Source organism: Shewanella sp. MF08487, from assembly GCF_050848685.1.
Classification (GTDB): domain Bacteria; phylum Pseudomonadota; class Gammaproteobacteria; order Enterobacterales; family Shewanellaceae; genus Shewanella; species Shewanella glacialipiscicola.
Genome location: NZ_JBOZPB010000006.1, coordinates 127,244 through 153,170, shown reverse-complemented (window position 1 = coordinate 153,170; position 25,927 = coordinate 127,244). Strand labels below are relative to the sequence as shown.

Below are 25,927 nucleotides of genomic sequence, written 5' to 3'. Positions count from 1 at the left end.
ATAAATAGTCACTGCAATATTGATGCCATTAAATGGGGGGTATTTGTTTGAGCTGGATCATCAAAACCCGCTTTAAAGTGGGACATTTTGACCTATCTTGGGTTTTGTTTGGGACATAAAAGGGCTAATGAAAAATCAGTTCTGCGGCAGATCACGCATTTAAAGCTGAGTTTTATACCTAGGTACAAATATTGCTATGCTCAGGCCATCACTCGCCAAGCGGTAGCATTATGACTTTGGAAAACACTATGGGCACAGATAAAGTAGTAACGACAGCTCACCCCAATCAAAAGCCTTTGCATCAATGTTCCTTTGTAAGAACTCAAGCTGAAGTGCCGTTAACCATTGCCGTAAAAGCGGTGAATGAAGCAGGCGAAGTGTTAGATAAATTTGTTGCCTGTGAGCGTCCGCTTACTGTGTACTTAAACTGGCGGCCAATAGTGACACTGATGACACTCGGCGCTAAACCTGAATCACTGGCGTTAGGTTATCTTAAAAATCAGGGGTTTATTTCGGATGTAAGTCTGCTTGATTCTGTGATTGTAGATTGGGATGTGAGTTCTGCCGCTGTGGTCACCCGTGAGCAAACTGCTGATCTAGATGAAAAACTGTCTGAAAAAACGGTAACATCAGGCTGTGGCCAAGGTACGGTATATGGCAGTTTTATGCAGGGTTTAGAGGATATTAAATTACCGACACCTAGCCTGAAACAAAGCACGCTTTATAGCTTATTAAAAAATATTAACGACTATAACGAAACCTATAAAAATGCCGGTGCTGTTCATGGCTGTGGCTTGTGTGAGGCCGATAAAATTATGGCCTTCGTTGAAGATGTGGGTCGACATAATGCAGTTGATACCTTGGCTGGTGATATGTGGTTAACGCAGGACCGAGGTGACAATAAGATTTTTTATACTACCGGCCGTTTAACCTCGGAAATGGTGATTAAAGTCGCCAAGATGGGCATTCCACTTTTATTATCGCGAAGCGGTGTGACTCAAATGGGTTTAGCGTTGGCGCAGCAGTTAGGGATTACCATTATTGCCCGGGCTAAAGGCCGACACTTTTTGGTGTATCACGGTAGCGAAAATCTTGAGTTCGATGTCAATACCACCGTTTAGAACACGATTGTTACGAAGGTAGCGACGACGATTTACACGCAAAAACGGATAATAAAACAAGGAAAGCAGATGAGTTCTGGCGGCGAATTGGTCTATATGAGCGCAAAGCAAGTGGCCGAGTATTTAGATCTAAATGAGAAAAAAGTCTATGCCATGGCCAATGACAGAGTGCTACCGGCTACCAAAATAACCGGCAAGTGGTTGTTCCCAAAAGTGTTGATTGACCGTTGGGTCATGGACTCGTGCCATAGCGGCATGCTTACCGACCGTTTATTAATTACCGGTAGTGATGACCCTCTCTTATCTATGCTGGTAGCGCGCTTGATGGCGCAAGTGGGTAGCCGAGAATTAATTAGTTACAGTGCTACCGGCTCACGCCTTGGTCTTGAGCTACTCGCTAAAGGTTATGCGGATGTGTGCACCTTACACTGGGGTAGCATGGAAGATAGAAATATTCGTCATCCAGCATTATTAAAGGGTTACAACAATCATCAGCAGTGGATCATGGTGCACGGTTATTCCCGTCAACAGGGGTTAATTATGCGTGCTGATATGCACCACAGATGCCAAGAGGAAGACAAAGTTGTAAGCCTACCTTGGCGCTGGGTTAGTCGTCAGGGCGGGGCGGGTAGCCAGCAACATTTAGAGCATTGGTTGCTGAAACAAGGTGCTCGATTAGACCAACTCAATGTGGTGCTTACTGCCTATAGCGAGCGTGAATTAGCGGGTTATATTGCCCGTGGTGATGCGGATATTGGCTTTGGCTGCCAGTCGGTTGCACTCGAAAGTGGTTTACATTTTGTGCCTTTGATTAAAGAATCTTTTGATTTTGTTATGCCTCAAAGCATTTACTTCCGTCGCCAGTTACAGCAGTTATTTACGATGCTTTCGACGGGGCACTCACGCCAAATGGCTGCGTTACTCGGTGGTTATGATTTGACCGATTGTGGTCAGTTATTATGGAGTGCGAGTTAATATTGGCGATCTTATTATTTGGCAACATTATAGGCTGGTACTGGCGCATATCAGCTCCTGTGCAATAAAACATAATTTGCTAAAGTGATTGAATTAGGTTTATTTGCCCCAAGATCAACTAAAGTGCTGCAGTCTTGTAGCGTTCATCACTGAGGTTTATGCCATGCTTTATAATTTAACGGTTGTACAATTTAGCAAGATGCTGAAAAATTTAAGCGTTATTCTTGAAAAAGGCGAGTGTTTCGCAAACCTTAAGAAAGTGGATATGGCTGTTTTACTCAATTCACGTTTAGCGCCAGATCAATTTAATCTTGCTCGCCAAGTGCAAATTGCCTGCGATACCGCCAAAATTGGCGTTGCCCGTTTAACGGATAATTTAGATACAGTCCCTAAGCATGATGATAATGAAACGACATTAGCTGAATTACAGGAACGTATTAGCTCAGTATTGGCGTACTTAGCGACCTTCAAAGCAGAAGATTTTGTTAATTCAGACACTATTCATGTGTCACAACCACGCTGGGAGGGGAAATATCTTACCGGTTATGAGTTTGCTGTTGAGCATGCAATTCCAAATATTTACTTTCATATAACAACAGCCTACGCAATTTTACGTCACAATGGTGTCGATGTGGGCAAGAAAGATTACCTTGGTGCTATGCCATATAAGTCGTAAAACGAGTCTAGATGTAGTACTGTTGCACAGCCTAAAAGTTGTGCAGCAGAGATTGCCCCGCATATATTCGCCAACCTTTCTGCACTATTTAAGCATTATTTTTAACAATATATACCGCTCGGTCGCCAATAAATATTCGCTCGTTAGGTGCGTTGTTTATCGACAATGTCTCATTCTTAAATATCGTTGTGCTAACGGATGAGTCGCAATACTGATTTGCTTGAATGATAAACCGCTAGGTTAATAACGAGTTAATCTTAATAGGTTACTATCTTGTAGCGAAATAGATTGATTGAAATAACCTGTGGAGTCTTCAAAACAGGGATTTACTGGAAGAACCGCTTAATGGTTCGAATTAAAGGAGTTAGCTATGTCTGTCGAATTTCAAACCGTCGAAAGTCCAACCGATGCAACGACCATTGATTTACCGATTAAGAGTAAAAAAGCCAAAAAAACCACAGCTGCTAGTGGCTTACGGCTCAAAGACAAGTTGGCTCAAGATACCCGCCGCCGAATTGAAATCCTGCATGAACAGCGCCAATTATCCAACCGTTTCGGTATGGAAATAGAAATTGATTAGCGTTAAAAGCTAACCGTAAAAATAAAGGTAGCTTGCATGTATAGCTTCACGACGCAGTCGTGGAGCTTATTCACTCGGTTAACGACTGTAATCCATTAACTCATATTCCATTATTGTCACCCTCCCGCCCTTATAATCTTCCCGTGAAATGATTGACCATCCCAATGTTTGATAAAAATCGGCTTTGTCGGCGGTAAATAAGTAGATTTTCTGTAAACCAAGCGCTTTAGCATAATCAACGACAGCCTTGACTAACAATTTACCCAACCCTTTATTGCGATGGTTTGCATCAACATACACATTGGCGAGCCAAGGGCTTAAATCAGTTCGGCTATCCATATCCTCAGCAATCAATGACGATGATCCCGTTACTTGGTTTGCTTCTTCACCAATAAACATCTTTGGGATGACGGCGTCAGTTAAATACTCACTCATTTGCTCAATGAGTGTGGTGACTGTGGCGTCCGCAGAACTTAAATGTGCCCATTCTTGATGATGCCATTGTGCTAGCAGTGGAATGTGCTGCGGGGCCGATTTTAGGTCGATAACTTTCATATAAATCTCTGGACTTGTGTTATGCAAAGGGCTTAATGGTGCGACATAGTGGCACGAATAATTAAGTCCGTTCGCTGGTCTACATTATGTGGCGGCAGGTTTGATTGAGCATGGTTTGGCTGAGTATACCGCTTAACTCGGAATTGGCAGAAACACTCTGGCTTCGAGTCCGCCTTGTTCAGCATGTTTAAAGCGCAGTTCACCTTGATAACTGTCGACGATATCTTTGCAGATAGATAATCCTAAGCCATGGCCTTGGATGCTTTCATCTAACCGAATGCCGCGCTCGATGATAATCGACAATGCGGCATCGGAGACGCCTTCGCCATCATCACTCACTTCTATCCTATAGCCAGTGGCTGGCACGTTTTGCTGACTGATATGGATCTCAATATTTTTGCGACCATGCTTGCAGGCATTATCCAGTAAATTGCCTAAGAGTTCGAGTAAGTCATCCCGATCAAACGGCATTACTAAGCCGCTCGTGTAATGGCTATGCATAATGCGGTCTGGGTAGATGCGCTGCATTACTTGAATCAGCGGCGCAAGATCGTCATCGAGCAAGGTATAACGCCCTGGAGTGGACAGACCGACAATCTTAGTGCGCTTAAGCTCTCTCTCAATGATGTGGTGCAGGTTTGCGAGCACTTTACTGCCTTCACTCCGCTGTTCAGGCGGAAGGCTTTCTAGGTAGGACTGCAGCCCTTGTAGTGGACGCTTCATCTCGTGGGCTAAGTTACCCAAGGCATTACGGGAGCGTTGTACTCGCTGGCCCAATTGATTGACTAAACGATCTATCTCTTCGATCAGTGGGACTATCTCGCTTGGCACTTGGTCAGGATTGATTTCTTGCCCTTGGGTGCGCATTTGCCGTATGGCTTCTGGCATCTGCTCTAAGGGTTTAAAGCCGCGTTTAAGTAATTGATACTGAGCCAGTAATAAAATAACAATCGTGAGCAACACGGCCGCGCTGGCAAAGGCTAAAAAGTGTATTTGGGTTTGTTCGAGCTCGCTGATGTCTTCTGTTACCCACAGGGTAACTAATTGATCATCTTTGATAATGGCCTGACTGAACATCAACCAATGTTCTTTGCCGACAAACTCAGTGGCTTGGTGGTGCTCACCGGCGGCTAGCTTCGGCATGTTCACGTTATGGTCGAATAGGGAGCGTGAGCGCAGGGTTTGCTCGCCGATTTGAATTGCAAAATAATGCCCAGAATTAACCCTGTGGTACACATTGGGTAAGCGGTCAGTGGTGAGTGCCCAGGTGCCATCGGGATTGTGATTCAGGGCGGAGATCAGGCTGTCGGCATCGTGTTGCAATCGCGAGGCAACAAAGTCTTGGGTTAATATTTGGATACCTTGGTACAGAAAATACAGTAACAGCACCATGGCAAAGGTGAGCGTGATCAGCAGATTGCGCGTCAGATAACCCTTGAGTGAATACACGCCTTTTACTCCTTGAGTCGATAACCTTGGCCGCGACGGGTTTCGATATAATCCTTACCTAGGCGCTGGCGCAGGCGGTTGACGTACACTTCGATGACATTGCTGTCTTTGATTTGATCTTCTTCGTAAATGCGTTCACTGAGCTCTGACTTAGAGACGATTTTGCTGGGATTGACCATTAAATAATGCAGCAGGCGATATTCAATCTTAGTCAGCTCTATCACTTCACCCTCGACATTGGTGACGGCTTGTTTGTCGACATCGAGGGAAACACCCGCATGTTGCAACACATTGTCGGCACGGCCAAAGTGGCGGCGGATCAACACTTCGAGCCTTGCGAGTAGTTCTTCAATGTGAAAAGGCTTGCCGAGGTAATCATCCGCACCCGCCTTGAGGCCGTCGACCCGTTCGTGCCACGCATCACGGGCGGTGAGAATAAGCACTGGCATAGCCAAGCCTTTTTGTCGCCATTGGCCAAGGACGTGTAAACCGGGTTTGCCGGGTAAACCGAGATCGAGGATCACGGCTTCGAAGTTTTCTTCTTCGCCTAAAAAGGCACCGTCGATACCGTTATCGGCGTGCTCGACGGTATAACCCGCCTTGTTAAGGGCGGGAATGAGGCGCGCGACCAGATCGGTATCATCTTCAATCAATAGCAAACGCATCAGTCGACCTTTTCCTTTAGCCACTCGCCGGTTTTGGCGTCAATCTTGATTTCATACACTATGCCATCGTCACGAAGGATTTCGAGCTCGTAGATGATCCTTCCATGTTTTTGCTCGACTTCGAGATCGAGCAACCGTCCCTTTAGCCGTGATTCATAGCGTTGCATTATGGTGTCGAAGGGCAAAACTTTGCCCTCCTTAACCCACTCGACCACCTTGCTGGAAAGATCATCGTCGTGGGCATTGCAGCTGGGGCTGCTAATCATCCCAACGGCCAAAGCCAGGAATATTAACGGTATCTTCATCGAATATGCCCTTCTCTGCGAGGTTGTGACAATTGCTGCATTGACTGAATGAGCCGACTTTGGGGTTATCTTGCACCATACGCCTTGGGATCTCATCGTGTTTGCGAATAAAAAATGCCTGTTCTGTGATCTTCTGCGGCCCAGATCCTACGAGCAGCGGCGTGCTGTTTTTCATCACCTTACCATTTTGCGCCGCATGTTGAACCAGATATTCCTCAATTCTAGCAGTGACTTGAGGATCTAGACTGGCGTTGTCACCAAAGTGATTATCAAGATTTGCGGTAATGGCGCGCCACTTGTCGGCGGGGAGTAAGTTCGCAGGATAAGCCATGTGGCAGCTGCCACATTCTGCCGTATATTCCGCATTTTGTGGAACAGCGCGGCTGAGCTCGCGGCCATCGTCCGCATAGCCTGTGCCGGTTAAGGTTATGCTGATGCCGATAACGCCAATGGCTAATGCCGCGGCTGTGAGTGATGAACCTAAGAACCAGCTAATAGGGTGTGCTTGTTGAGTCATGACATCTTCCTTTTTGTGCCGTTACCTTCTGTGGAAGGTATTGAAATTAATTGATCTAATTAAATGAGCTAATTGAATGAGTGATACGGTCGACATTTGGCGGTTATTGCAGGCTTAACCAGAGTAAGGCATCGCCTTTTTCCTGTGGCGTGCAGTCGCGTTTAAAGGTCCAGTTACAGTTACGGGTAAACCATTTCTCGATTTGGGCTGAGTCGGTTAACCGATCTGCGGTAATCGACGGCGCCATAGGGTCAATGGGTTTACGGGTGTTTTGGTGCATCCCCATGTCGGTGACTTTGGCGGTATGGCAACTGGCGCAGCTACGACCGTCCATGTCCTGTAGCCAAAGCTTTTGTCCTGCGGCGGCGGTAAAGGGTCCAGCGCCTTGGGCTTGATAACTTTGCAGCTGCGTGCCAATGCGCTCGGCGCTCTGTGGCAGGCTTTGCACCTTACTGTTGGCGGCGCTAACGCTAAGGCTGCTCAGCAGCAAGGTGGAAATTGCGACGATAGCAAGGCGAGTTTTATTCGTGTGTCTGGTGAAACTGTTCATAGGGCATTCCTTTTGGGCTGGATGTCTTGTTGCTAAGCAAAATGGCTAATGGATTAATCTTCTTGTTCCACTGGGCGTTGTTTCTTGCCCGTGACCATAGCTCTGACTAAGTTTTCTTTGTGTAGCAGGCTGCTGACGATGACGCCGCCAACATGGATAACCACAAGGAACACAGTGAAGTTGGCAAAGAATTCATGGACTTCTTTTATGGCGCCTTCGGGCCAAGTGGCGAAAAAGCTTGTGGCTAATGGGCCGTGTCCGTCGGTGGCGTATAGAGCCATGCCTGAAAATCCCGTGATGGCGATGCTGGCAATCAAGGCCACTATCATCATTGCTCCAGCGGGGTTATGGCCTATGTAGTCTTTGGCTTTGCCCGTGACGAGTCCTTTGAGGTACACCAGCACTTCTTTAGGGCGAGTAATAAAGTTGCTAAAGCGCGCATTGTGGGTACCAATCACGCCCCACAGCAGACGAAACACCAGTAAAATTAAGATGCTGTAACCTGCGTAACTGTGGATGGTCATCCACTCGTCTTCGCCTTCAGTGAGGTAGGCTAAGGTGAAAAAGCCGACAAGTGACCAATGGAATATGCGGATCAACAGGTCCCAGACTTTGATGGTTTGCAGTGTGTTTGATGACATGGTGTGACGCTCCTAAGTTGGTTTAGGTGTAGGCTACTTAACCCAAACTTAAACCTCGCTTAAATTTTGAGGCGCGAACATTTAGTGAGTTGGTGGGGTTAAGTGGCGCGCTTGCCTGGGTGACGAGCCTTAAATGTTAACGAAAGCTCGCTTGTTAACCTTTTGGTATTACGGTAGATTCTGCCACCTCAACTGAGTGAAGTTAGGGACTAACTTATCTATGTCTACCGCCGTTATTCGCGCTTTCATCAGCCGCAATCCGAGTCGTAAATCCTTTTTTATTTATGCCGTTTTATTATTTTTGACTGAAGTCTTAATCGCTTTATATGCGCCTGCGGGTTTTATCCGTGGTTTTGGCGGCGGTGCTGTACGGGATAATGAACAGATGAATCAGTTTTTAGCGCAGCAAACGGCGTTAGGACGTGTGGGCTTACCTGACGATATCGGTGGCGCAATTAGTGTCTTGTTGTCGCCTGCGGCCGCTTGCATCGTGACAAGTTAACCAGAGTAACGCTTTGCAGCAGGCGAGTTTGAAGCCATAAAGACATCATTTTTTGCCATCTTTTGCGCTCGATCACTCTGGGTCATTCTCTTTAATCTGTTTAGATCTCAGCGTTTACTATTAGCCATAAGTCTGCTTGTTAATAGCGTCTATGCCTTTTATGGTAACTTTTTGAATATCGTTTAATACGATTTTCATGGCCTTCGGAGAGCAATTTATGTTTGATGCCTTACTACTGACGCAAGAAGATAAACGCACGTTTGCTCAAGTTTCACAGATCACAGAAGCTGATTTACCAGAAGGGGAAGTCTTAGTTGAGGTTGCCTATTCCTCGCTGAATTATAAAGATGGCTTAGCTGTGACGGGTGCTGGCAAAATCATTCGCCAGTTTCCTATGGTGCCAGGCATTGATTTTGCGGGCGTAGTCCGCGAATCGACTGATGCGAGATACCAAGTTGGCGATCAGGTGATTTTGACAGGCTGGGGCGTGGGTGAAAATCACAGGGGTGGTATGGCGCAAAAAGCGCGGGTTAAAGCCGACTGGCTGGTGCCCATGCCGCAAGGTTGTGATGCCGCTAAAGCCATGATGATAGGCACGGCTGGGCTTACGGCGATGTTGTGCGTGCAAGCGCTGCAGCAGGCTGGGATAACACCGCAAAGTGGGGATATTTTGGTCACAGGTGCTAGTGGTGGTGTGGGTTCGGTGGCGGTGACTTTGCTCGCCAATGCTGGCTATCGTGTGGTCGCCTGCAGTGGTCGGGTTGAACAAAATGCACCTTTATTGAAGGAGCTTGGCGCCGCAGAAGTGATTGATCGCAGTGAGCTTGAACAAGATGCTAAGCCGCTTGAGGCGCAGCGCTGGGCGGGTGTGGTCGATACCGTTGGCAACAAGATCCTCGCTAAAGCATTGGCGCAAATGCAATACGGTGGCGCCGCCGCTATTTGTGGTTTAGCGGGCGGTTTTGCATTACCGACAACCGTTATGCCGTTTATTTTACGGGGTGTGAGTTTACTGGGAGTCGACTCTGTTTCTTGTCCATTTGAGAAACGAAAAGCTGCGTGGGAAGCTGTGATTAAAGCACTGCCTGCACATTTCTATCAGCAAGCTTGCCAGCAGATATCATTAGCAGAGGTGCCTGATTTCGCGAATAAAATTATCCAAGGCCAAGTCACGGGGCGTGTATTAGTTAAGTTGTAATCTAGCTTTTAATACTTAAAAACGATGGCAACACTGAGGTGTTGCCATCTAGGAATACGCAAAGTTTGCCACTTGTACTTATCTTCATATTGACTATTTCGGTAGTGTGATCGTCACTTCAAGACCGGTTGGTACACGGTTCTCAGCTTTAATCTTACCTTTGTGGGCGGTAATCGCTGCTTCAGTAATGGCAAGTCCGAGCCCCCAACCGCCACTTTCTCTTTGTCTTGCCGAGTCTGGGCGGTAGAAAGGTTTAAAAATAGCATCAAGTTCGGCGGCATCTATGCCCGGACCATCATCTTGAATCGTGATAAACACTTGATCTGCCGTTGTATTAGCTTGTAGGTGGATATCATGTTCGGCGTAGCGGATAGCGTTACGCAGTAGGTTTTCAATCGCGCGGGAAAGCGATTTAGGAAAATGCGCTAATTCAATGTCTTCATCAATATCGATAGTTATTCTTTTTCCCTGTTGCTCTGCTTCAAATTCCGCATCGTCTAACACTTGGCTTAGGGATTCTGCCAAGCCTAAATAGACCTTGGTTTCGTTAGTGCAGAGCTTAACCCGTGACAGTTCCAGTAATTCGCTAATGAGCTTTTCAAGCTGCTCGGCTTCATAACCTATACGCTCAGTTTCGGCGGTCTGCTGACCTTTTTTACGGGCGAGGGCGAGGGATAACTGTAGACGTGTTAATGGAGTACGCAGTTCATGGGAAATATCGCCCATCAGCCGTTGCTGATTATTGACCATAGTTTCGATGGAGTCGGCCATGCTGTTAAAGGCGCTGGCGAGTTGACCTATTTCGTCGTTGCGCTTGGTGGTGGCTTCATCAACACGGTGGGTTAGATCGCCTTGGGCAAGTGCATTGGCACTTTTTTTTAGTGAATTTAATGCCTTACCTAAATGCCATGCCAGTAAGCCGCATAATAATCCCGACAGAAAAATAGCCAGGCTCAAGGTGAGTAGCTTATTTTCGGCAAAGAAGAAAAACCAAGGCCGCGGATGGTTATCTGGTAGGCGACCATAAAGTGAATAGGTTTCTGCGCCTAAATTAAATTGATAGGGGCCAAACACCAGTTCGTCTTTAAATTGATGACTAATAGGCTGTTTTTCTTCATCGGCCATCAGCATAAAACTGCGTACACCACGACTGACTCTGTGGGTGTTAATCACTTGTCCTTGGCTATTGGCTAAATAGATCCGCAGTGGTTTGCCTTCTATATCGCGATGTTTTTCTAAGCGGCGGATAAAGTCAGTTGTCAATAAGGACGGATCCTGTTGAATACGCTGGGCTATGCTAGCAAGCACTCTTTCAAGATGAGGCGGCAGAGGCGCACGGTCATGATTCTGCTGCAGCAATGGTAGCAGGCCCACTAAGGCAATAATTAGTGAGCTGCAAAGCCAAAATCCAAGTAATAATTTGATAAATAAACGATTAGGCACAGTCGATACCGCCGTTATGGGAGCCAGATATAACCTTTGCCACGGATAGTCTTCACCCTTGGCCGACCATCGCTACGCTCGGGTAGCTTTTTACGTAAATTCGACAAATGCATGTCTAAGCTGCGATCAAAGGGCATAAGTTTTTTGCCAAGCACTTTCTCGTTGAGCTCTTCTTTATTCATCAACTCGCCAGCATGCAGTGCGAGGGTATGCAGTAGGGTGAATTCGGTGCCAGTGAGTATGATTAACTGATCGTTGCAGTAAGCCTCTTGGCGTGATGGGTCTAAACGTAAATCACCAAACTCTTGTACGGGTGTTGCATGGATTTCTTGAGTGGTTAAGTTCGAGCGACGAATAATGGCGCGGATACGCGCAATTAACTCTCTATCGTTAAACGGTTTTGGCAGATAGTCGTCGGCACCAATCTCAAGCCCAACCACGCGATCGATTTCATCACCACGCGCGGTCAGCATCAATACTGGCGTTTGCTTATGTTGGCGCAGTGCACGCAGCACTTCAAAGCCATTTAATTTAGGTAGCATGACATCGAGCAAGATCAGATCATAATCCGTAGCAAGCGCCTGTTCTAACCCTTGTTTACCCTCGTAGGCCAAGGTTAATTGAAACCCTTCTAACTCAAGCAGTTGCCCTAGGAGCTCAGATAAACCCAGATCGTCATCGATTAATAATATCCGATTCATACATTTCCTTCATCTTGATCATATGGCCTTGTCAGCCCACTTATTCGCTGGCACTTTAGCCTTTGGCTGAGTATACCTGTTTTGATGTCAATTGCTGTGTAGCAATGTAAGTCAAAGTAAAGAATAGAGAATTTGCTATTTATTGTCATAACTTTACAGTGATTTACTTGAGCAATATTCTCACTTACATAGGGAAGGTTAGACTGTAAGCGTCGAAAGTGACTTGGCTTTAAAGGGTCGTCACTGTGTCTTATTACTTGTCTATTAAGTTGAACCACTGAGGTTAACACTATGAAAACATTATCACCTTTGAAAGCGAGTTTATTTGCAATCCTTGCTAGCTCAGCCGTATTGGCAACGTCAGTTAGTGCAGCTCCTACTGAGAGTGGCAAAGCTGAACACCATAAGGGCTACCACATGGAGCAAGGCGGCCGACATATGGATAAGGGCGGTATGCACAAGATGTTTGAAGGACTGGATTTAACCGATGCTCAAAAAGCTGACGTTAAAAAACTGTTCGCCGAACAGAAAGCTTCCAGAACGGATAGCCGCCCTACGAAAGAGGAGCGTTTAGCCCAGCGTACTGAAATGCTGGCATTATTAACCGCACCTAACTTCGATGAAACGCAAGCCAAAGCCTTAATGAGCGCACAGCAAGAGCAACGTCAAGTTCAAATGATTGAACGTATGAAGATACAAAATCAAGTTTACAATCTGTTGACGCCTGAGCAGCAAGCTAAATTTAAAGCGCGATTTGAAGCACATGCCGATAAAGAACCTCGCGGTTAAATACGGCAGCTGATATACAATAGGGTTATTGCTTTCTAATATAGCTCTCCTATGACTCAGATTTCCCAATATGATTTTTGGGTCAAACTGGCTAGCCGCGCTTCAGTGGCTACCGCTTTGACCCTTATTCTTATCAAGATGTTCGCTTGGTTCTACTCGGGTTCTGCCAGTATGCTGGCATCCTTGACTGATTCCTTCGCCGACGCACTCGCCTCTATAATCAACTTTATTGCTATTCGTTACGCTATTGTGCCACCCGATCAAGACCACAGATATGGCCATGGTAAGGCTGAGCCTTTAGCCTCTTTGGCGCAATCAGCCTTTATTATGGGTTCGGCATTTCTATTATTTTTCTACGGTGGGGAGCGTCTATTAACGCCAACTCCAGTCAACAATGCTGCCATAGGCGTAGTGGTTTCTGTTATCGCAATTGTACTGACCTTAGCGTTAGTCATGTTACAGAAACGCGCCTTAGCGGTGACTAAAAGCACTGTGGTTGAAGCCGATGCCCTACATTACAAATCTGACTTATTCCTCAATGGCGCAGTGTTACTGGCGTTAGTGCTAGCGCAATATGGCTGGTGGTGGGCTGATGGATTGTTTGCCGTATTAATTGCATTGTATATTGGTCATCAAGCCTATGGCTTAGGCTATCGTTCAATTCAAGCCTTGTTAGATAGGGAACTCGACGACGAAACCCGTCAGCAGATTAAAACAATTGCCAAAGAAGATCCGCGTGTACAAGGGTTACATGACCTACGGACTCGTCAAGCGGGGAAAACAACCTTTATTCAGTTTCATTTAGAGCTCGATGGTAATTTAAGTTTAAATGAGGCTCACAGTATTGCTGATACAACAGGCTTGCGGGTTAAAGCAGCCTTTGAAGATGCCGAGGTCATTATTCACCAAGATCCAGTACAGGTCACTTAAGTCTTTTTTAAGGTTGAATACATGGATAAAGCGGTATTCATGGCAGCTTAAATGGGTCTTTGCCGTTCTTTTAGCGCTGGGAGTTGCCAAAGACAACTCCCACGCTGGTTTAATCCATCGACAGTTCTTTTAGTTTTCGCGTTAAGGTATTTCGTCCCCAGCCTAAGCGTTTGGCTGCTTCTTGTTTATGGCCTTGAGTGTGGCGCAGTGCTGTTTCTAGCAGTATGCGTTCGAAGGCGGGTTGGACTTCAGTTAGTAGGTCGTTGTTTCCTTCCGAAAGTTTTTGATCTATCCATTCTGTCAGTGCTGATTGCCAATCTTGGCTGCCTTTAGCCGTGTGGGTGATACTCACAGGGTCTTTCAGTAATTCTGGCGGTAAATCTTGGGGTAAAATTTCTTGCCCCGATGCCATGACGGTTAACCAGCGACAGGTGTTTTCGAGTTGCCGAACATTACCGGGCCAAGGTAATTGTGAGAGTTTTACCGCGGTTTCTTTGGTCATTATCTTAGTTTCTACCCCAATCTCCTTAGCTGCGGAGGCGAGAAAATGGCTGGCCAGCTGAGGAATATCTTCCCGTCTTTGTGACAATGGCGGCAAGTGCACGCGGATCACATTCAGTCGATGGAATAGGTCTTCTCTAAAGCCGCCTTTTTGCACTAATAATTCAAGATCTTGGTGGGTCGCCGCTATGATACGCACATCCACTTGTACCGCATTATGTCCCCCCACGCGGTAGAATTGGCCATCGGCGAGTACTCTGAGTAACCGCGTTTGTACGTCTAGCGGCATATCGCCGATTTCATCTAAAAAGAGGGTGCCACCATTGGCTTGCTCGAAGCGCCCTTGGCGTACATTAGCCGCGCCAGTGAAGGCGCCTTTTTCGTGGCCGAAAAGTTCAGACTCGATCAAATCCCGAGGAATAGCGGCCATGTTCAATGCGATAAAAGGTTTATCTTTACGCGGGCTGTGTTTGTGCAAGGCTCCCGCGACTAATTCTTTGCCAGTTCCCGATTGACCATTGATAAGCACACTAATGGATGAACGCGAGAGCCTGCCGATAGCGCGAAACACCTCCTGCATCGCTGGCGCTTCACCGATAATCTCCGGTGTTTTAACTTGGGCTTCTTTTACTGGTGCGGGACTTTGCTCTGTGGCATGTGTGATAGCGCGCTCGACCAGAGAGATAGCCTCATCGATGTCGAAGGGCTTAGGCAGATACTCAAATGCACCTGCTTGGTAGGCGCTCACCGCACTGTCTAAATCCGAGTGCGCCGTCATGATGATGACGGGAATATGAGGGTAATGCACCTGCAGCCGCTCGAGCAGGCTTAAACCGTCGGTGCCCGGCATACGAATGTCCGACACTATCACGTGCGGTTGCGATATTTCTAATGCCTGCCATAAGGATTCGGCGGCGGCAAAACTGGCGGTACTTAGCTTGGCACCTTGGAGTGCTTTTTCGAGTACCCAACGTATCGAGCTGTCATCGTCGAGGATCCATACTTGTTCACTAATTCGCATCTTGCTTCCTCATACGACATGGGCCGGTATTGTTGAAATTATTTAACGCTTAAAATAGGTAGTGAAATCGTGAATTCGGTGTGCCCTGCACTGGAAAGGCAATCGATTCTTCCCGAGTGTAAACGGGCAATATTATGGGCAATCGAGAGACCTAAACCTGAACCTTGTTCACGGCCTGTCACCATGGGATAAAATAATGTGTCTATTAGTTCAGGCGGTATGCCGGGACCGTTGTCGATAATCGATAGTGTTAGCACTAGCTTGTGGCGTTTGGCACCAATGGTGACTTGATGCTGGGTACGTGTGCGGATCAAAATTTCCCCGCCCGAATGTTCAAGCGCCTGCACTGCATTTTGCAAAATATTCAGTACCGCTTGCTGCATTTGTTCAGCATCTATTTCAATATCGGGAATCGATGGGTCGTAATCCCGTTTAAGCTGGACGTTAGCAGGCAGTGCTACTTCAACTAACTTATAGACCTTTTGCACCACTTGATGAATGTTGTGCAGACTGTGCTGTGTCGGCCTTTGAGGGCCGAGTAGCCGGTCGACTAAATTACGCAGGCGATCCGCTTGCTCTATGATGAGCGTTGTAAACTCCTTCAATTCAGGGCTATTAAGTTCCCGTGATAACAGCTGCGCTGCACCGCGAAGCCCTCCTAAAGGGTTTTTAATTTCATGGGCTAAATTACGCACTAAAAACTGTGCTGCTTGCTGCTGAGCATCTTGGGTGAGTTGTTGATGAATGCGCCTTTGCTGATCAACTTGGCGTAGTTCAAGCAGGCTCAGTTTTACGGTGTCATCGAGTGGGATCAATGTTAAATCCACAGTATGGTGTTGGCCATCGAGGGTCACTAGCACTGTGGTATTTACCGTTAGTCCTTGGCTGGCTTTTACGGCATCGATTAAAAGTTGGCCTTCAACACCGAGTATTTGATAATGCTCAGGTAAAGCTTGTTCTACCAGTCTATGGCTACCCACACCTAATAATTGCTCAGCCGCTGCATTGGCATAACAAGGCTTGAGATCCTGATCGATAACAAGCACAGCTGTAACTAAGTGATTGAGTAGAATCTCTTTATCCATTGACCGTTCCTAGAAATAAGGTTGCACCGCTATGTTGCACCAATCTGGTGCGAGCTGCAACTTGGCTTTATCAAACGGTTTAAGATATCAATGCTAATCTAACATTATGTATTTAAAGTCTTTAAACTGAATTTAAACCCAATATTGATATGATTAACGCTTAGTTGCTTGATGAAGAAATATCTTTCTTGGTGGACTTGATGCAAAGACTTTGCCGTTTTGAGTCATAGCGTCAACGACTAAGGTATGTTGACCTCTGTCGATGTTTTTAAGTTGAAAAACATTGCCTATTTGCGGTTGACCAATAGGTTTGCCATCGAGTTTGATAGCCATTAAATATTGGCCTTTAAGCTCTGGTGTGATGGTCGCAACTACCTCAAAATCACCATTATTATCTCTGACGGTTTCCTCTTCATTCGGAGCGGCAATGTTGACTTGATATTTAATAGATTCAATTGCTTGACTAGCATCATCCATATCTGTTTTTGGCTGCGGTAAGGTAATTTGATTTAAGGTTTTATCCTTTAACTCCACAATTTTAGCATCAGGCTGTGGTTCATCGGAGTAGTGGACTTTACCATCCTTATCAACCCATTTATAAACAACTGCCTGAGCCAACATACTAAATAGCATTAAGCCGATGAGTGTGAGTGAGCGCATGCTAAGGTCCTTGTCGTGTTTAAATGGAGTTGATCAAGATTAGACTCTTTTCTACTAAAAATCATGATGTTTGTTTAGTATCAGCGGTTAGGGTTGTCGCCGGATAGAAGGTCTATAGTGGGGAAGAAAAGCGAGGCTGGGGGAGACGGGATTTCATTTTTTGCAAAGCACGGGCACTCATCTGCTATGCGCCCGAGCTTAACGCAGAAATTATACGCTTACGTCGAGATCTTGCTCGATTTGATTCGCTTTAGCCCATCCGGCATGTTGCGATAATTGAGTAGCATAGCGTTGAATATGTTCAAATTTAGCAAGGTCGCCACTGTTCGCTAATAGCTCTACCACGAATGACATCATGATATCTGCCCCAGTGAGCTTGTCTGCCACCAAGTAGCTTTTGCCTGCCAACATATCATTGAAGTAGTGGCTAATTTTACTGACCTCTATCGCCGCATAACCTTCAAGGAAATTGGTTTTACAGCCGTCCTTTTGCACGAATATGCGCAATAACAAAGGCAACATAGCCGAGCTTTCGGCAAAGTGTAACCATTGTAGATAATTGATGTAGTCAGCGCTGTCTCTTGCTGGCGCTAAGCTATCAGCGGCAAATTTTTCAATCAGATACTCTGTGATCGCGCCCGACTCGGCTATCACTTGGCCGTCCATTTCGATAACGGGTGATTTGCCTAATGGATGAATTTGCTTAAGTTCAGGTGGCGCGAGAAAAGTCTGGCTATCACGCTGATAACACTTAATTTGATAAGGTTGACCCAGTTCTTCTAGCAACCAGATGATACGTTTAGAGCGTGATTTATTAAGATGGTGCAAGGTGATCATGGGCTTCCCTTTCTATCGTGAGAGTACATTTTATTGCTATCGCACTATTATGGTGCGATAGCAATTTTTAGCGTTGTTAGCACACTTGTCCTAATTTATTTTAAGTTGAGTGTGCAGCATGTTATTAGCCTCTAGCGTTCAGTTGCGCGACGATGGCCTGCGCAACGGCTTCGGATGATCCTGGGTTTTGACCTGTGATCAAATGGCCATCTGCGACAACAAAGCTTGTCCAATCATCACCTTTGACATAAGTGCCGCCGTTTTTCTGTAGCATGTCTTCGACTAAAAATGGCACGATATGAGTAAGTTGCACGGCTTCTTCTTCAGAATTACTGAAACCGGTAACGCGCTTGCCGCTGACCAATGGCTTACCATCACTGGCTTTAGGGTGCAGCAGTGCCGCAGGCGCATGACAGACGAGCCCTAGGGGTTTATTCGCTTGATAGAACTGTTCAATCAAGGCGATAGAATGTTTATCTTCGGCAAGATCCCACAATGGGCCGTGGCCGCCAGGATAGAAAACCGCATCATAATCTGCTGCGTTAATTTCACTTAAGCGAGTGGTATTTGCTAGCAGTGCTTGTGCCTCAGGATCTTTGCTGAAGCGCGCAGTGGCTTCAGTTTGAAAGTCTGGCTCATCACTTTTTGGATCGAGCGGGGGTTGACCGCCCAATGGCGAGGCTAAGGTAATGTCAAAACCTTTATCTTTAAACTCATAAAAAGGTGAGGCGAATTCTTCGAGCCAAAAGCCGGTTTTTAAACCTGTGTCGCCGAGTTTATCGTGTGATGTAAGTACCATTAATATATTCATTTTCATACCTTTACCTAAGTTGCTCACATCAATACGTGTGAGCTTTGGGTTTAGTTCATTTGACGTTATAGGGCTAAGGTCAAAATGTCACGGCTCATGGCTGGGTTAATGTTGCCATGTTCGCCGAGTGCCACCATGCCGTGCAGTTCAAGCTGTTTCACTACGGTATCAACGTGGCTGGCATCGAGATCATAGGCAGATAAATGTGTCGGAATGCCCATGGCTTCGAAGAAAGCCTTAGTTTTTGCAATAGCGGCATCGATGCGCTCGTCATCGGTACCTGTGTTGATGTGCCACACTCGGTCTGCGTATTGGAGTAACTTTTCGCGCTTAGCCTCTTTTGTACATTGCAGTAGTGCAGGCAATACGATTGCCAATGTACGCGCATGGTCGATATCGTAAAGCGCAGTCAGTTCATGGCCTATCATGTGGGTTGCCCAGTCGTGGGGAACGCCGACGCCAATCGTGCCGTTGAGTGCCATAGTGGCAACCCACATTAAGTTCGCGCGAATGTCGTAATCTTCGGGTTGAACTAGCACTTGTGGACCAAGCTCAATTAAGGTTTGTAACAGACCTTCGGCAAATCTGTCCTGTACGGCGGCGTTGACTGGGTAAGTTAAGTATTGCTCTGTGATGTGTACAAAAGCATCGACGACACCGTTGGCCACTTGGCGTTCTGGCAGGGTGAAGGTTTTCGTCGGATCAAGTATTGAGAATTGTGGATAAACCAAGTCATTACGGAATGGCAGCTTAGCTTGCAGTGATTTTCTGGTTACTACGCTGGCGTTGTTCATTTCTGAACCCGTTGCTGGCAAGGTTAATACTGAGCCAAAAGGCATAGCTTGCGTTACTTTTGCGCCCCAGCTAGTGAGAATATCCCAAGGTTCACCTTCGAATACTGCTGCAGCGGCAACAAATTTAGTGCCATCGATAACAGAGCCACCACCCACTGCGAGGAGGAAGTCGATCTTCTGTTCGCGCACTTGAGCAACGGCTTTCATTAAGGTTTCATAGGTTGGGTTTGGCTCAATGCCATCGAACTCGACGACGAAACGATTACCCAATGACTGCTTAACTTCATCTAGCGTGCCTGTTTTTCTGGCGCTGCTGCCGCCAAATAAGATCATGACTTTAGCATCGCTCGGTACTAAAGCATCAATTTCGGCGATAGTGTCTTTACCAAAACGGATACGGGTTGGGTTGTAATAGTTAAAATTTAGCATGGATGATTTATCCCTTATTACTTTAAGTGAGCTACTTTAAATTAGCAGTGTTAAATGCGCTGCGTTAATTAATCGCCCGTTAAATTAGTAGACCAGTCGTCTAATTTTGTGGCGTGAAAATGTATTCTTTAAAAATCGGCTGACTGATATCAGCAAATATTGGTTTTGAATCGGTATTAAGTTAAAGGGCCGTTTTAGGCGTTAAAATGGCTTTAGTCGTCACGAGCGCACGTTCGAGTGCCGCGGGGCTGTGGCCTAACTTGTTCATTAAGCTGGCACCTAACCACATGTGATACAGCATTTCAGCGGTCGATTGCGGATCTTGCTCGGCGATTGAACTGTCGTTTATGCCAACGTGAACACAAGTGGTTAACCTGTCTATGATGCCAGCGGAACCTTTCAGTAAGGCAACTCGCATGGCTTCGGATAAATCGGCCACTTCGGCACTGAGTTTCACGACGAGGCATTTTTGATCTACGCAGCCATCTGCTTGTACGTGCAACCATTGTTGCCAGTACTGCATTAAGCGCTGATAGCCAGTCAGTGTCGAGTCATTAAATAATGCGTCTAACGCTATTTGATATTTATCAAAATAATCAGTAATCAGCGCTTCACCAAATTGTTCTTTGGATTTGAAGTAATGGTAGAACGAGCCTTTAGGCACTTCGGCGGCCTGCAGCAGTAGCGATAAGCCGACGCTGGAGAAGCCTTTTCGTACGATCAGCTTATAGCCGATGTCGAGAATGTGCTGGCGAGTGGATTGAGTTTCAATTTTCATGTGGTCTAGGGTAAATCAAAATAGACCGGTCGTCTAGTGTTGTTTTTATCGGCGATGTCAACACGCTCGATTTAGTCTTCTTTAAGTCGCGAGGTTTAAACTGTCTTGGGTCTGCCTAATAAAGCTATCAAATTGATAAAAAGCCAGACGGATAAAGCATGCAGAGGGTGAAATTGTGGCAAGGAGAAATGGTTCGGTAGGACAAAATACCCACAGTGCTGAGATAAACCGTCACTGTGAGCATTAGATTCATAATTGATATTGAAACTTTTACTCAATCAAGATGATTAGAGGTAGCTGCAACAGTACTCTGCAATGGCAGTGTTACGAATTTTAAAGCTGACATTTGCAGCAAGCTCAAACTGAGTTCCTTCGCTAAATTCTTGCCAAGTGGTCGTTTCTGGTAGCAACACCTCAAAACGGCCGCTAATCACCGCCATGATTTCACCTTGAGAAGTCGAAAACTCATATTCACCAGGCTGCACTACGCCTAAGGTTTGTTTGCTACCATCGGCAAAAAACACGCTACGACTGGCGACTTTACCATCAAAATAAATATTGGCTTTTTTAGCTACAGATACGTTCTCGAGCAAACTCATGGTTAATCCTCTACAAATAAATGTTAACTGAATTTATATGCATATTTAGTAAACATCCATATATTATTTTGGTGGGCATGAGAATACATGTTGAGTATTAATGCGAGTTTAATGTCGACTGATAGTATATTTACCTGTTGTGAAGAAGGTGTTTACGGCATAAATCTACTGATGAAGAGTAAGCATCTGCCAGAAATAGATTACTGACAGATGCTTTTTTGCATTATTTATCGAGGCAGGAGTAAGGATTAACGCTTACGCCAAATGGTCATTTCTGAAATCGAATGTTGGAATTTACGTTTAGTCTCGCGGATCACAAACGGAATCTCTTTCACTGCAACCAGTTCAAATTGACCAATTAAGGTTTCAGTTAACCCATCTAACGTGGTGAAGTTCTCACCTTTGACTTTTACGCCACCGAGCCATTTATCCTTAGGGGTATAGTCCTCTAACCAAGTGTATGGCGAGGCAATGACAAGGTATCCACCTTGATTAATCCGCTGGGCAATACTGGTTAAAAAGTACTTAGGATCGTTTAATCGGTCAATTAAATTAGAGGCATACACTAAATCATAACCGGTAAACATGGGCTTTAAATTACCCGCATCACCCTGCATAAAGTTCACTTTTTTAGCTTCTGGGCCATAACCTAACTTGGCTAAGTTTGCGCTCTTAAACTCCTGTAAATCGCCCTCGGTACGAATGGTATAACGCTTCTCACCTTGCTCGGTTAGTGCATACGCTTGTTGAATAAAGCGTGCCGAGAAGTCGATTCCATCGACGTAGTCAAACACTTTTGCCAGCTCAAAACTCGCTCGGCCAACGGAGCAGCCAATATCCAACGCTTTACTTGTGTGAGTGAGTTGAATTTCAGCCAGCACTTGTTGTACGCCATTAACGCAGAAGTTAGGTACACCAAAATATTCGGCACCATAGTGGAACTCAAGGTATTGGGAGATCAGTTCATCGGTTTCGTACACATTGACCTCGGCCATTTGGGTAGGGTTTTGCGTGGATTCCACATAGCGGAAGCCAGCATGTTGATAAAAATGTCGACGAAACGCATAACGTGACGAAGCAATGGCTTCATTGCCTGTGGAAATCCACGAACCACCTTTAATGAGATTATGCTTACCATCAAAGGTTGGCGTGGAGAAATCATCATAGAGTGGGTGTACGGCAAAGCCATTAAAGCCGTCGATAGCGGTTTCTGTCCACTGCCAAACATTGCCGACAATATCAAAAAAACCATTATGCGCAAAACGATTTACAGGGCAGGAAGAAGCGTAATAAGCCAAAGAGATATTGCCCGGTACTTCCTGCCAATCGGGAGCATCAGCGGGTATGTTCTCACGTAAAATCGACCACTCCGCTTCAGTTAGTAGACGGATATTACTTTGCTTTTGCTCGGCTTTCCAATTGCAAAAAGCTTTGGCTTCCAGCTGATTGACCTCAACTGGCCAGTTTAACGGTAGTGGGATTTCTTCCGTTAAGTTACGTTGCCACCATTTATCCTGCTGTAATCGCCAAAAACGTGGCATTTTCGCTTGGGTATAGTTGAGCCAAGCTTGGCCTTCTTCATTCCAAAATTGTGCTGATTGATAACCCCCCGCTTCGATGAACGCTAAATACTCTTGGTTCGAGACTAAAAACTGCGAGGCTTTAAAGTCGGCAACGTTAAATGTTTTATTACCGTATTCGTTATCCCAGCCATAGGTCTGGTCTTGCTCTGGTTTACCTAAGGTAATTTTTTTACCTTTTACGGCAATTAAGTGGTTTGTCTCAGCACTGCCTACATCTTGGCATGCGGGCCAAAGCTGGCTTGCAGCAACATATTCTAGCGGCAGCTGGCGGATAATCACTGATGAGGTTTCTAAGTGAATGCGCTCATGTTCAATGCCCATCAAAATAATCCAAGCTGGGCTGTCTTGTGTGATCGGCAGCGCCAGTGGCATTTCATCAATAATGCGATTCACCACAGCGCTAACTTGTTGACGATAGGCGTGCACTTGCGCAACCTTTGGCCATGGGTAATGTTGATCGTTCAAGTCATCCCAAGACATTTCATCGACACCAATGGCAAACATGGATTCGAAGTTGTCATTGACACGTTCATCGAGAAACTTTCCGAGCTTGAGCTTGTTAATGTAAAAAGTGGCCGTATGCCCAAAATAAAAGATTAACGGATGGCGTAGCGGTTCGGCTTTAAGGTAATAGGCGCTATCTTCTTGGATTAAATTAAACAGCGACTCATATAGAGCCCATGTTTGATTAAAATAAAGTTTAAGCTCTTGACGCTTTTTAGCCTCACTTTCACCCATTAGTTTTAGGGTTTGAGGGGCTTGCGTTATAGGCTTATCCATAGGCAAGTAAACTCCGTATTCATCGGCCTGCGGTGCAAGCATGGGAACATTAATCTATCGTGTGTGACTTTATACGTTATTACTGGGCTCAGGATCACTTTGTTGGCTTATGTGGCGACTCAATGCCAACGATAAAACAAACTAACAGAGACTTTGGGCATTCATCGATGTCCTGCACGGATGTCCATTCTAAGTGTCTATACTCGATATGACCCCTTTATATTGGTTTTTCTTGCAAAAGAAGTGTTCTATTCAAGTTTGCTACCCCATTCTTTATTGAGATTAAAATTATTTTATCCTTGAAGAGTATTTTCTCTGACGGGGTTAAGGCAGAATGAGCCAGTCCGTAAAATTATTATGCAGGATATAACGGGATGACAATTAACGCATTATGGATACCCGCTTGGTATGAGCTTGATCCGTCGATCGTAGTGGGGGTTGCTGAGGAGTTTGTTTTTCACCAGACTGCCGCAAACGAGGCGTTAAAGTTTTATAGCGGTAAAGAGGGCGGCGATGCCGTTAAGGCAACGGGTACGATCTCGGCGATTCATCACAGTGTCTTGGGGGATATTGAGAGTGTCGATGCGCAGGGGCTCGATTATACACTGGTGTTGCGAGATGGACGTCGCTTGCTAGTTAATGCAGAGGAAAACCCTGGCTTGGTTTATGAGTGGGTTGATGACAGTTGGCAACCTTCTGATATGGTTATTACCGATTGGCAATTAACCGTAACATTTGCGGCTTTATCACCATTAACGCCAAAAAAGTAATTGAATAGTTAAGTGCAGTTAACGCTCTGATATTGGCGTTGGCTGCACTTTTACTGTTTCTGTCAGTTGTTGATAGTCTTGTTTAATCTGTGCGACATAGTTGTCATAAAAGTCTAGCGCTGCAAACTCCTCTAAACAGAGCTGATAACGTCGCAGTTGCTCTGTTCTCTCCTCAATCGTATCCCATCTTTCCATTAGCATAGCGTTTGATTCCATTCAAAACGTTGAGAAACATAATTGATACATATGTTAACTCTGTTTATTTAGATTTAATGGTACAGATTCTTATTTAGTTTGAATAAATCACCAGGTAGACCTGTTTTATTTTTTAAGTTTAACATAAACAATTGGTTACTTTTTTTGCACTGTGATATACCGCACGCTATTTAATATTTTACTTCATCTTATATGGGACAAATGCTTACACACGTATGCAGTGATGTTCTTATTCTATTTCTATCGTAATGATTGGATTGTACCTATGCGTATTTTGTTCTAGATTGAGGGACTTTAATTCTCTGGCATTGTGTTTTTGCCCCTTGGAGTCGTGTAATGGCGAATATTCTGTTAGTGGCCAATCTTAATTGTGACCGGATTTTACTACTTGATAAACCTTTAAAAACCGGTGGACGCTTCCATTATCAGGATGGGGGGCAGCGGCTCGGCGGCGGCGGCGCAAACACTGGATTAGGCTTAGTATGGGCCGGACATAGCGTTGCACTTGTTAGTCAAGTTGGCCGTGATGATATGGGGGATTGGCTTATTGCTGAGGCCAACACTCAAGGGCTCGACTGCCGTTTAGTGCAGCGCCGTGTGGGTAATACCTGCGAAATGCTGCTCGTAATGACGCCAGATGGCGAGCGCACGATTATTCGACCACAAAGACCCATATTTGAGTTGTCGGTACCACCAAAATGGCAATCATGGAATGCGCTGTATTTTAATACTTCAGCTGAAGGTTCTGTTAGCTGGGCGAAAACCGCCTTAGAACATTGCCTTGTGGTGGCGCAACTGGCTAAAGACGATAGGCCAAGACCTTGCCATATTTTATTGGCATCTGTGAGTGATATGCAGGGGCGTTGTGATGCCGCATCTTGGGAATATGGCGTGAGCATTGGCGGCAGTGCATTGCGTTATTTTGTGGTTACTGATGGCATCAACGGCGCTAAGGTCTATACCCAGGATAATGTACAACATGTTGCCGCAGTCCCTGCAAACGTTGTTGATACTACAGGTGCGGGTGATGCCTATGCTGCAGGACTTATCCATAGCCTATGTTGTGGCGAGTCGATTACTCAGGCTATGGCCGAAGGCGCCGTGTGGGCTGCCTTTGCGGTCGCGACAGATAGCTCTGTTCCGGGAGAGGCGCTGAAACAGTATTTAGCGAGTAAGGCAACAGCATAATAAATTGGTTGTGTTCTGTTTGAGTCATTTTTTTGTCATCTGTATTTGCTAGAGTTTATTTTGTTATGAGTGACACTGATGTTTTATTGTGCTTTTTCCCCATTTGTTAGTGCATCATTTTGCCTCGTTTTCGTAACGGGGCATTTTTTTGCTCAAAATAAAGTTATCCTATTCTTAAAATAGGTCGATGACTGAAATATTATACGGTTATAACGCAATCAAATTTAAGTTATTTCATATAAATCAATTCATTGCATTTGAAAAACGAATAGTGCTTG

General features: G+C 45.5%; 28 protein-coding genes and 2 pseudogenes. 11 read left to right on the top strand and 19 right to left on the bottom strand.

Annotated features, from left to right (window positions below):
* Positions 1–248 precede the first annotated feature (248 nt).
* The 4 genes from ACRN9H_RS06675 to ACRN9H_RS06660 all read left to right on the top strand — a co-directional run bounded on the left by ACRN9H_RS06675 (position 249) and on the right by ACRN9H_RS06660 (position 3,352).
* A complete protein-coding gene (locus ACRN9H_RS06675) occupies positions 249–1,121 on the top strand; it encodes a formate dehydrogenase accessory sulfurtransferase FdhD (RefSeq protein WP_220772323.1) in 873 nt (290 codons plus the stop codon).
* Between the two features lie 69 nt (positions 1,122–1,190).
* The gene (locus tag ACRN9H_RS06670; protein ID WP_220772325.1) at positions 1,191–2,096 is read left to right on the top strand and encodes a helix-turn-helix transcriptional regulator; all 906 of its coding nucleotides are present in this window, start codon (positions 1,191–1,193) and stop codon (positions 2,094–2,096) included.
* A gap of 163 nt (positions 2,097–2,259) precedes the next feature.
* On the top strand, positions 2,260–2,772 hold the full coding sequence (locus ACRN9H_RS06665; protein WP_220772326.1) for a DUF1993 domain-containing protein: 513 nt from the start codon (positions 2,260–2,262) through the stop codon (positions 2,770–2,772).
* 370 nt (positions 2,773–3,142) lie between these two features.
* Positions 3,143–3,352, top strand: coding sequence for a hypothetical protein (locus ACRN9H_RS06660; protein ID WP_220772328.1), 210 nt, complete (start codon positions 3,143–3,145; stop codon positions 3,350–3,352).
* A gap of 78 nt (positions 3,353–3,430) precedes the next feature.
* On the opposite strand, the gene ACRN9H_RS06655 is transcribed toward ACRN9H_RS06660, so the two are convergent.
* The 7 genes from ACRN9H_RS06655 to ACRN9H_RS06625 all read right to left on the bottom strand — a co-directional run bounded on the left by ACRN9H_RS06655 (position 3,431) and on the right by ACRN9H_RS06625 (position 8,034).
* Positions 3,431–3,907 (bottom strand): GNAT family N-acetyltransferase, encoded by a 477-nt coding sequence (locus ACRN9H_RS06655; RefSeq protein WP_432313010.1) that lies wholly within the window; start codon positions 3,905–3,907, stop codon positions 3,431–3,433.
* Positions 3,908–4,039: 132 nt separating this feature from the next.
* Positions 4,040–5,356, bottom strand: coding sequence for a sensor histidine kinase (locus ACRN9H_RS06650; RefSeq protein ID WP_432313009.1), 1,317 nt, complete (start codon positions 5,354–5,356; stop codon positions 4,040–4,042).
* Positions 5,357–5,361: 5 nt separating this feature from the next.
* Positions 5,362–6,021 (bottom strand): winged helix-turn-helix domain-containing protein, encoded by a 660-nt coding sequence (locus ACRN9H_RS06645; protein WP_432313008.1) that lies wholly within the window; start codon positions 6,019–6,021, stop codon positions 5,362–5,364.
* The gene (locus ACRN9H_RS06640; protein ID WP_105251051.1) at positions 6,021–6,287 is read right to left on the bottom strand and encodes a PepSY domain-containing protein; all 267 of its coding nucleotides are present in this window, start codon (positions 6,285–6,287) and stop codon (positions 6,021–6,023) included. Before ACRN9H_RS06640 ends, ACRN9H_RS06645 begins: the two co-directional genes overlap by 1 nt.
* Complete coding sequence (locus ACRN9H_RS06635) at positions 6,280–6,843, bottom strand: diheme cytochrome c (RefSeq protein ID WP_432313007.1); 564 nt, start codon at positions 6,841–6,843, stop codon at positions 6,280–6,282. The genes ACRN9H_RS06640 and ACRN9H_RS06635 overlap by 8 nt, the downstream gene beginning before the upstream one ends.
* Positions 6,844–6,946: 103 nt before the next feature.
* Complete coding sequence (locus tag ACRN9H_RS06630; RefSeq protein WP_432313006.1) at positions 6,947–7,393, bottom strand: DUF1924 domain-containing protein; 447 nt, start codon at positions 7,391–7,393, stop codon at positions 6,947–6,949.
* Between the two features lie 53 nt (positions 7,394–7,446).
* Entirely contained in the window at positions 7,447–8,034 is a 588-nt protein-coding gene (locus ACRN9H_RS06625; protein ID WP_432313005.1) for a cytochrome b/b6 domain-containing protein, read from the bottom strand.
* A 220-nt stretch (positions 8,035–8,254) separates the two neighbouring features.
* Between ACRN9H_RS06625 and ACRN9H_RS06620 the strand changes: the two are divergent.
* The 3 genes and pseudogenes from ACRN9H_RS06620 to ACRN9H_RS06610 all read left to right on the top strand — a co-directional run.
* A pseudogene (locus ACRN9H_RS06620) lies at positions 8,255–8,395 on the top strand (DUF2809 domain-containing protein); the annotation flags it as partial.
* A pseudogene (locus tag ACRN9H_RS06615) lies at positions 8,384–8,536 on the top strand (short-chain dehydrogenase); the annotation flags it as partial. The pseudogenes ACRN9H_RS06620 and ACRN9H_RS06615, both read left to right, overlap by 12 nt.
* Before the next feature lie 217 nt (positions 8,537–8,753).
* Positions 8,754–9,734, top strand: a complete 981-nt coding sequence (locus ACRN9H_RS06610; RefSeq protein WP_432313004.1) for an MDR family oxidoreductase — start codon at positions 8,754–8,756, stop codon at positions 9,732–9,734.
* Between the two features lie 93 nt (positions 9,735–9,827).
* Here the strand turns inward: ACRN9H_RS06610 and ACRN9H_RS06605 are convergent, their stop codons facing one another.
* Positions 9,828–11,177: an ATP-binding protein gene (locus ACRN9H_RS06605; protein ID WP_432313003.1), complete on the bottom strand. Its 1,350-nt coding sequence runs from the start codon at positions 11,175–11,177 to the stop codon at positions 9,828–9,830.
* A gap of 14 nt (positions 11,178–11,191) precedes the next feature.
* The gene (locus ACRN9H_RS06600) at positions 11,192–11,878 is read right to left on the bottom strand and encodes a response regulator (protein ID WP_432313002.1); all 687 of its coding nucleotides are present in this window, start codon (positions 11,876–11,878) and stop codon (positions 11,192–11,194) included.
* Positions 11,879–12,169: 291 nt separating this feature from the next.
* Between ACRN9H_RS06600 and ACRN9H_RS06595 the strand changes: the two genes are divergently transcribed.
* Positions 12,170–12,667, top strand: coding sequence for a Spy/CpxP family protein refolding chaperone (locus ACRN9H_RS06595; RefSeq protein ID WP_432313001.1), 498 nt, complete (start codon positions 12,170–12,172; stop codon positions 12,665–12,667).
* A 51-nt stretch (positions 12,668–12,718) separates the two neighbouring features.
* Positions 12,719–13,597, top strand: coding sequence for a cation efflux pump FieF (fieF, locus tag ACRN9H_RS06590; RefSeq protein ID WP_432313000.1), 879 nt, complete (start codon positions 12,719–12,721; stop codon positions 13,595–13,597).
* Between the two features lie 109 nt (positions 13,598–13,706).
* Here fieF and glnG read toward each other — a convergent pair whose 3' ends face one another.
* The 9 genes from glnG to ovoA all read right to left on the bottom strand — a co-directional run bounded on the left by glnG (position 13,707) and on the right by ovoA (position 23,475).
* A complete protein-coding gene (glnG, locus tag ACRN9H_RS06585; RefSeq protein ID WP_432312999.1) occupies positions 13,707–15,119 on the bottom strand; it encodes a nitrogen regulation protein NR(I) in 1,413 nt (470 codons plus the stop codon).
* A gap of 38 nt (positions 15,120–15,157) precedes the next feature.
* Positions 15,158–16,204, bottom strand: coding sequence for a nitrogen regulation protein NR(II) (gene glnL / locus ACRN9H_RS06580; protein ID WP_432312998.1), 1,047 nt, complete (start codon positions 16,202–16,204; stop codon positions 15,158–15,160).
* 153 nt (positions 16,205–16,357) lie between these two features.
* Positions 16,358–16,864 carry a DUF4124 domain-containing protein gene (locus tag ACRN9H_RS06575; protein WP_432312997.1) on the bottom strand — a complete coding sequence of 169 codons (507 nt, stop codon included), beginning with the start codon at positions 16,862–16,864 and terminating at the stop codon, positions 16,358–16,360.
* A 210-nt stretch (positions 16,865–17,074) separates the two neighbouring features.
* Positions 17,075–17,701 (bottom strand): glutathione S-transferase family protein, encoded by a 627-nt coding sequence (locus ACRN9H_RS06570; RefSeq protein WP_432312996.1) that lies wholly within the window; start codon positions 17,699–17,701, stop codon positions 17,075–17,077.
* A 124-nt stretch (positions 17,702–17,825) separates the two neighbouring features.
* On the bottom strand, positions 17,826–18,518 hold the full coding sequence (locus tag ACRN9H_RS06565; RefSeq protein ID WP_011982143.1) for a type 1 glutamine amidotransferase domain-containing protein: 693 nt from the start codon (positions 18,516–18,518) through the stop codon (positions 17,826–17,828).
* Positions 18,519–18,577: 59 nt separating this feature from the next.
* Entirely contained in the window at positions 18,578–19,735 is a 1,158-nt protein-coding gene (locus ACRN9H_RS06560) for an iron-containing alcohol dehydrogenase (protein WP_226059429.1), read from the bottom strand.
* 181 nt (positions 19,736–19,916) lie between these two features.
* Positions 19,917–20,513, bottom strand: coding sequence for a TetR/AcrR family transcriptional regulator (locus ACRN9H_RS06555; protein WP_432312995.1), 597 nt, complete (start codon positions 20,511–20,513; stop codon positions 19,917–19,919).
* Between the two features lie 287 nt (positions 20,514–20,800).
* Positions 20,801–21,112, bottom strand: a complete 312-nt coding sequence (locus ACRN9H_RS06550) for a pyrimidine/purine nucleoside phosphorylase (protein WP_432312994.1) — start codon at positions 21,110–21,112, stop codon at positions 20,801–20,803.
* A 248-nt stretch (positions 21,113–21,360) separates the two neighbouring features.
* A complete protein-coding gene (gene ovoA / locus ACRN9H_RS06545; RefSeq protein ID WP_432312993.1) occupies positions 21,361–23,475 on the bottom strand; it encodes a 5-histidylcysteine sulfoxide synthase in 2,115 nt (704 codons plus the stop codon).
* Positions 23,476–23,849: 374 nt separating this feature from the next.
* Here ovoA and ACRN9H_RS06540 point away from each other — a divergent pair, with 374 nt between their 5' ends.
* Entirely contained in the window at positions 23,850–24,245 is a 396-nt protein-coding gene (locus tag ACRN9H_RS06540; protein ID WP_432312992.1) for a hypothetical protein, read from the top strand.
* Positions 24,246–24,263: 18 nt separating this feature from the next.
* On the opposite strand, the gene ACRN9H_RS06535 is transcribed toward ACRN9H_RS06540, so the two are convergent.
* A complete protein-coding gene (locus ACRN9H_RS06535) occupies positions 24,264–24,446 on the bottom strand; it encodes a hypothetical protein (protein ID WP_432312991.1) in 183 nt (60 codons plus the stop codon).
* A gap of 351 nt (positions 24,447–24,797) precedes the next feature.
* On the opposite strand from ACRN9H_RS06535, the gene ACRN9H_RS06530 reads away from it, so the two are divergent.
* Complete coding sequence (locus ACRN9H_RS06530) at positions 24,798–25,649, top strand: PfkB family carbohydrate kinase (RefSeq protein WP_432312990.1); 852 nt, start codon at positions 24,798–24,800, stop codon at positions 25,647–25,649.
* Positions 25,650–25,927: the final 278 nt, after the last annotated feature.

Bases quoted from the DNA above. Each gene is read 5' to 3' on its own strand.
- fieF (WP_432313000.1), top strand. From the start codon at position 12,719: ATGACTCAGATTTCCCAATATGATTTTTGGGTCAAACTGGCTAGCCGC.
- ACRN9H_RS06640 (WP_105251051.1), bottom strand. From the start codon at position 6,287: ATGATTAGCAGCCCCAGCTGCAATGCCCACGACGATGATCTTTCCAGC.
- ACRN9H_RS06675 (WP_220772323.1), top strand. From the start codon at position 249: ATGGGCACAGATAAAGTAGTAACGACAGCTCACCCCAATCAAAAGCCT.
- ACRN9H_RS06645 (WP_432313008.1), bottom strand. From the start codon at position 6,021: ATGCGTTTGCTATTGATTGAAGATGATACCGATCTGGTCGCGCGCCTC.
- ACRN9H_RS06530 (WP_432312990.1), top strand. From the start codon at position 24,798: ATGGCGAATATTCTGTTAGTGGCCAATCTTAATTGTGACCGGATTTTA.
- ACRN9H_RS06665 (WP_220772326.1), top strand. From the start codon at position 2,260: ATGCTTTATAATTTAACGGTTGTACAATTTAGCAAGATGCTGAAAAAT.
- ACRN9H_RS06595 (WP_432313001.1), top strand. From the start codon at position 12,170: ATGAAAACATTATCACCTTTGAAAGCGAGTTTATTTGCAATCCTTGCT.
- glnG (WP_432312999.1), bottom strand. From the start codon at position 15,119: ATGCGAATTAGTGAACAAGTATGGATCCTCGACGATGACAGCTCGATA.
- ACRN9H_RS06540 (WP_432312992.1), top strand. From the start codon at position 23,850: ATGACAATTAACGCATTATGGATACCCGCTTGGTATGAGCTTGATCCG.
- ACRN9H_RS06550 (WP_432312994.1), bottom strand. From the start codon at position 21,112: ATGAGTTTGCTCGAGAACGTATCTGTAGCTAAAAAAGCCAATATTTAT.
- ACRN9H_RS06575 (WP_432312997.1), bottom strand. From the start codon at position 16,864: ATGCGCTCACTCACACTCATCGGCTTAATGCTATTTAGTATGTTGGCT.
- ACRN9H_RS06635 (WP_432313007.1), bottom strand. From the start codon at position 6,843: ATGACTCAACAAGCACACCCTATTAGCTGGTTCTTAGGTTCATCACTC.
- ovoA (WP_432312993.1), bottom strand. From the start codon at position 23,475: ATGGATAAGCCTATAACGCAAGCCCCTCAAACCCTAAAACTAATGGGT.
- ACRN9H_RS06610 (WP_432313004.1), top strand. From the start codon at position 8,754: ATGTTTGATGCCTTACTACTGACGCAAGAAGATAAACGCACGTTTGCT.
- ACRN9H_RS06560 (WP_226059429.1), bottom strand. From the start codon at position 19,735: ATGCTAAATTTTAACTATTACAACCCAACCCGTATCCGTTTTGGTAAA.
- ACRN9H_RS06660 (WP_220772328.1), top strand. From the start codon at position 3,143: ATGTCTGTCGAATTTCAAACCGTCGAAAGTCCAACCGATGCAACGACC.
- ACRN9H_RS06555 (WP_432312995.1), bottom strand. From the start codon at position 20,513: ATGAAAATTGAAACTCAATCCACTCGCCAGCACATTCTCGACATCGGC.
- ACRN9H_RS06655 (WP_432313010.1), bottom strand. From the start codon at position 3,907: ATGAAAGTTATCGACCTAAAATCGGCCCCGCAGCACATTCCACTGCTA.
- ACRN9H_RS06670 (WP_220772325.1), top strand. From the start codon at position 1,191: ATGAGTTCTGGCGGCGAATTGGTCTATATGAGCGCAAAGCAAGTGGCC.
- ACRN9H_RS06570 (WP_432312996.1), bottom strand. From the start codon at position 17,701: ATGATCACCTTGCACCATCTTAATAAATCACGCTCTAAACGTATCATC.
- ACRN9H_RS06565 (WP_011982143.1), bottom strand. From the start codon at position 18,518: ATGAAAATGAATATATTAATGGTACTTACATCACACGATAAACTCGGC.
- ACRN9H_RS06630 (WP_432313006.1), bottom strand. From the start codon at position 7,393: ATGAACAGTTTCACCAGACACACGAATAAAACTCGCCTTGCTATCGTC.
- ACRN9H_RS06535 (WP_432312991.1), bottom strand. From the start codon at position 24,446: ATGCTAATGGAAAGATGGGATACGATTGAGGAGAGAACAGAGCAACTG.
- ACRN9H_RS06625 (WP_432313005.1), bottom strand. From the start codon at position 8,034: ATGTCATCAAACACACTGCAAACCATCAAAGTCTGGGACCTGTTGATC.
- glnL (WP_432312998.1), bottom strand. From the start codon at position 16,204: ATGGATAAAGAGATTCTACTCAATCACTTAGTTACAGCTGTGCTTGTT.
- ACRN9H_RS06600 (WP_432313002.1), bottom strand. From the start codon at position 11,878: ATGAATCGGATATTATTAATCGATGACGATCTGGGTTTATCTGAGCTC.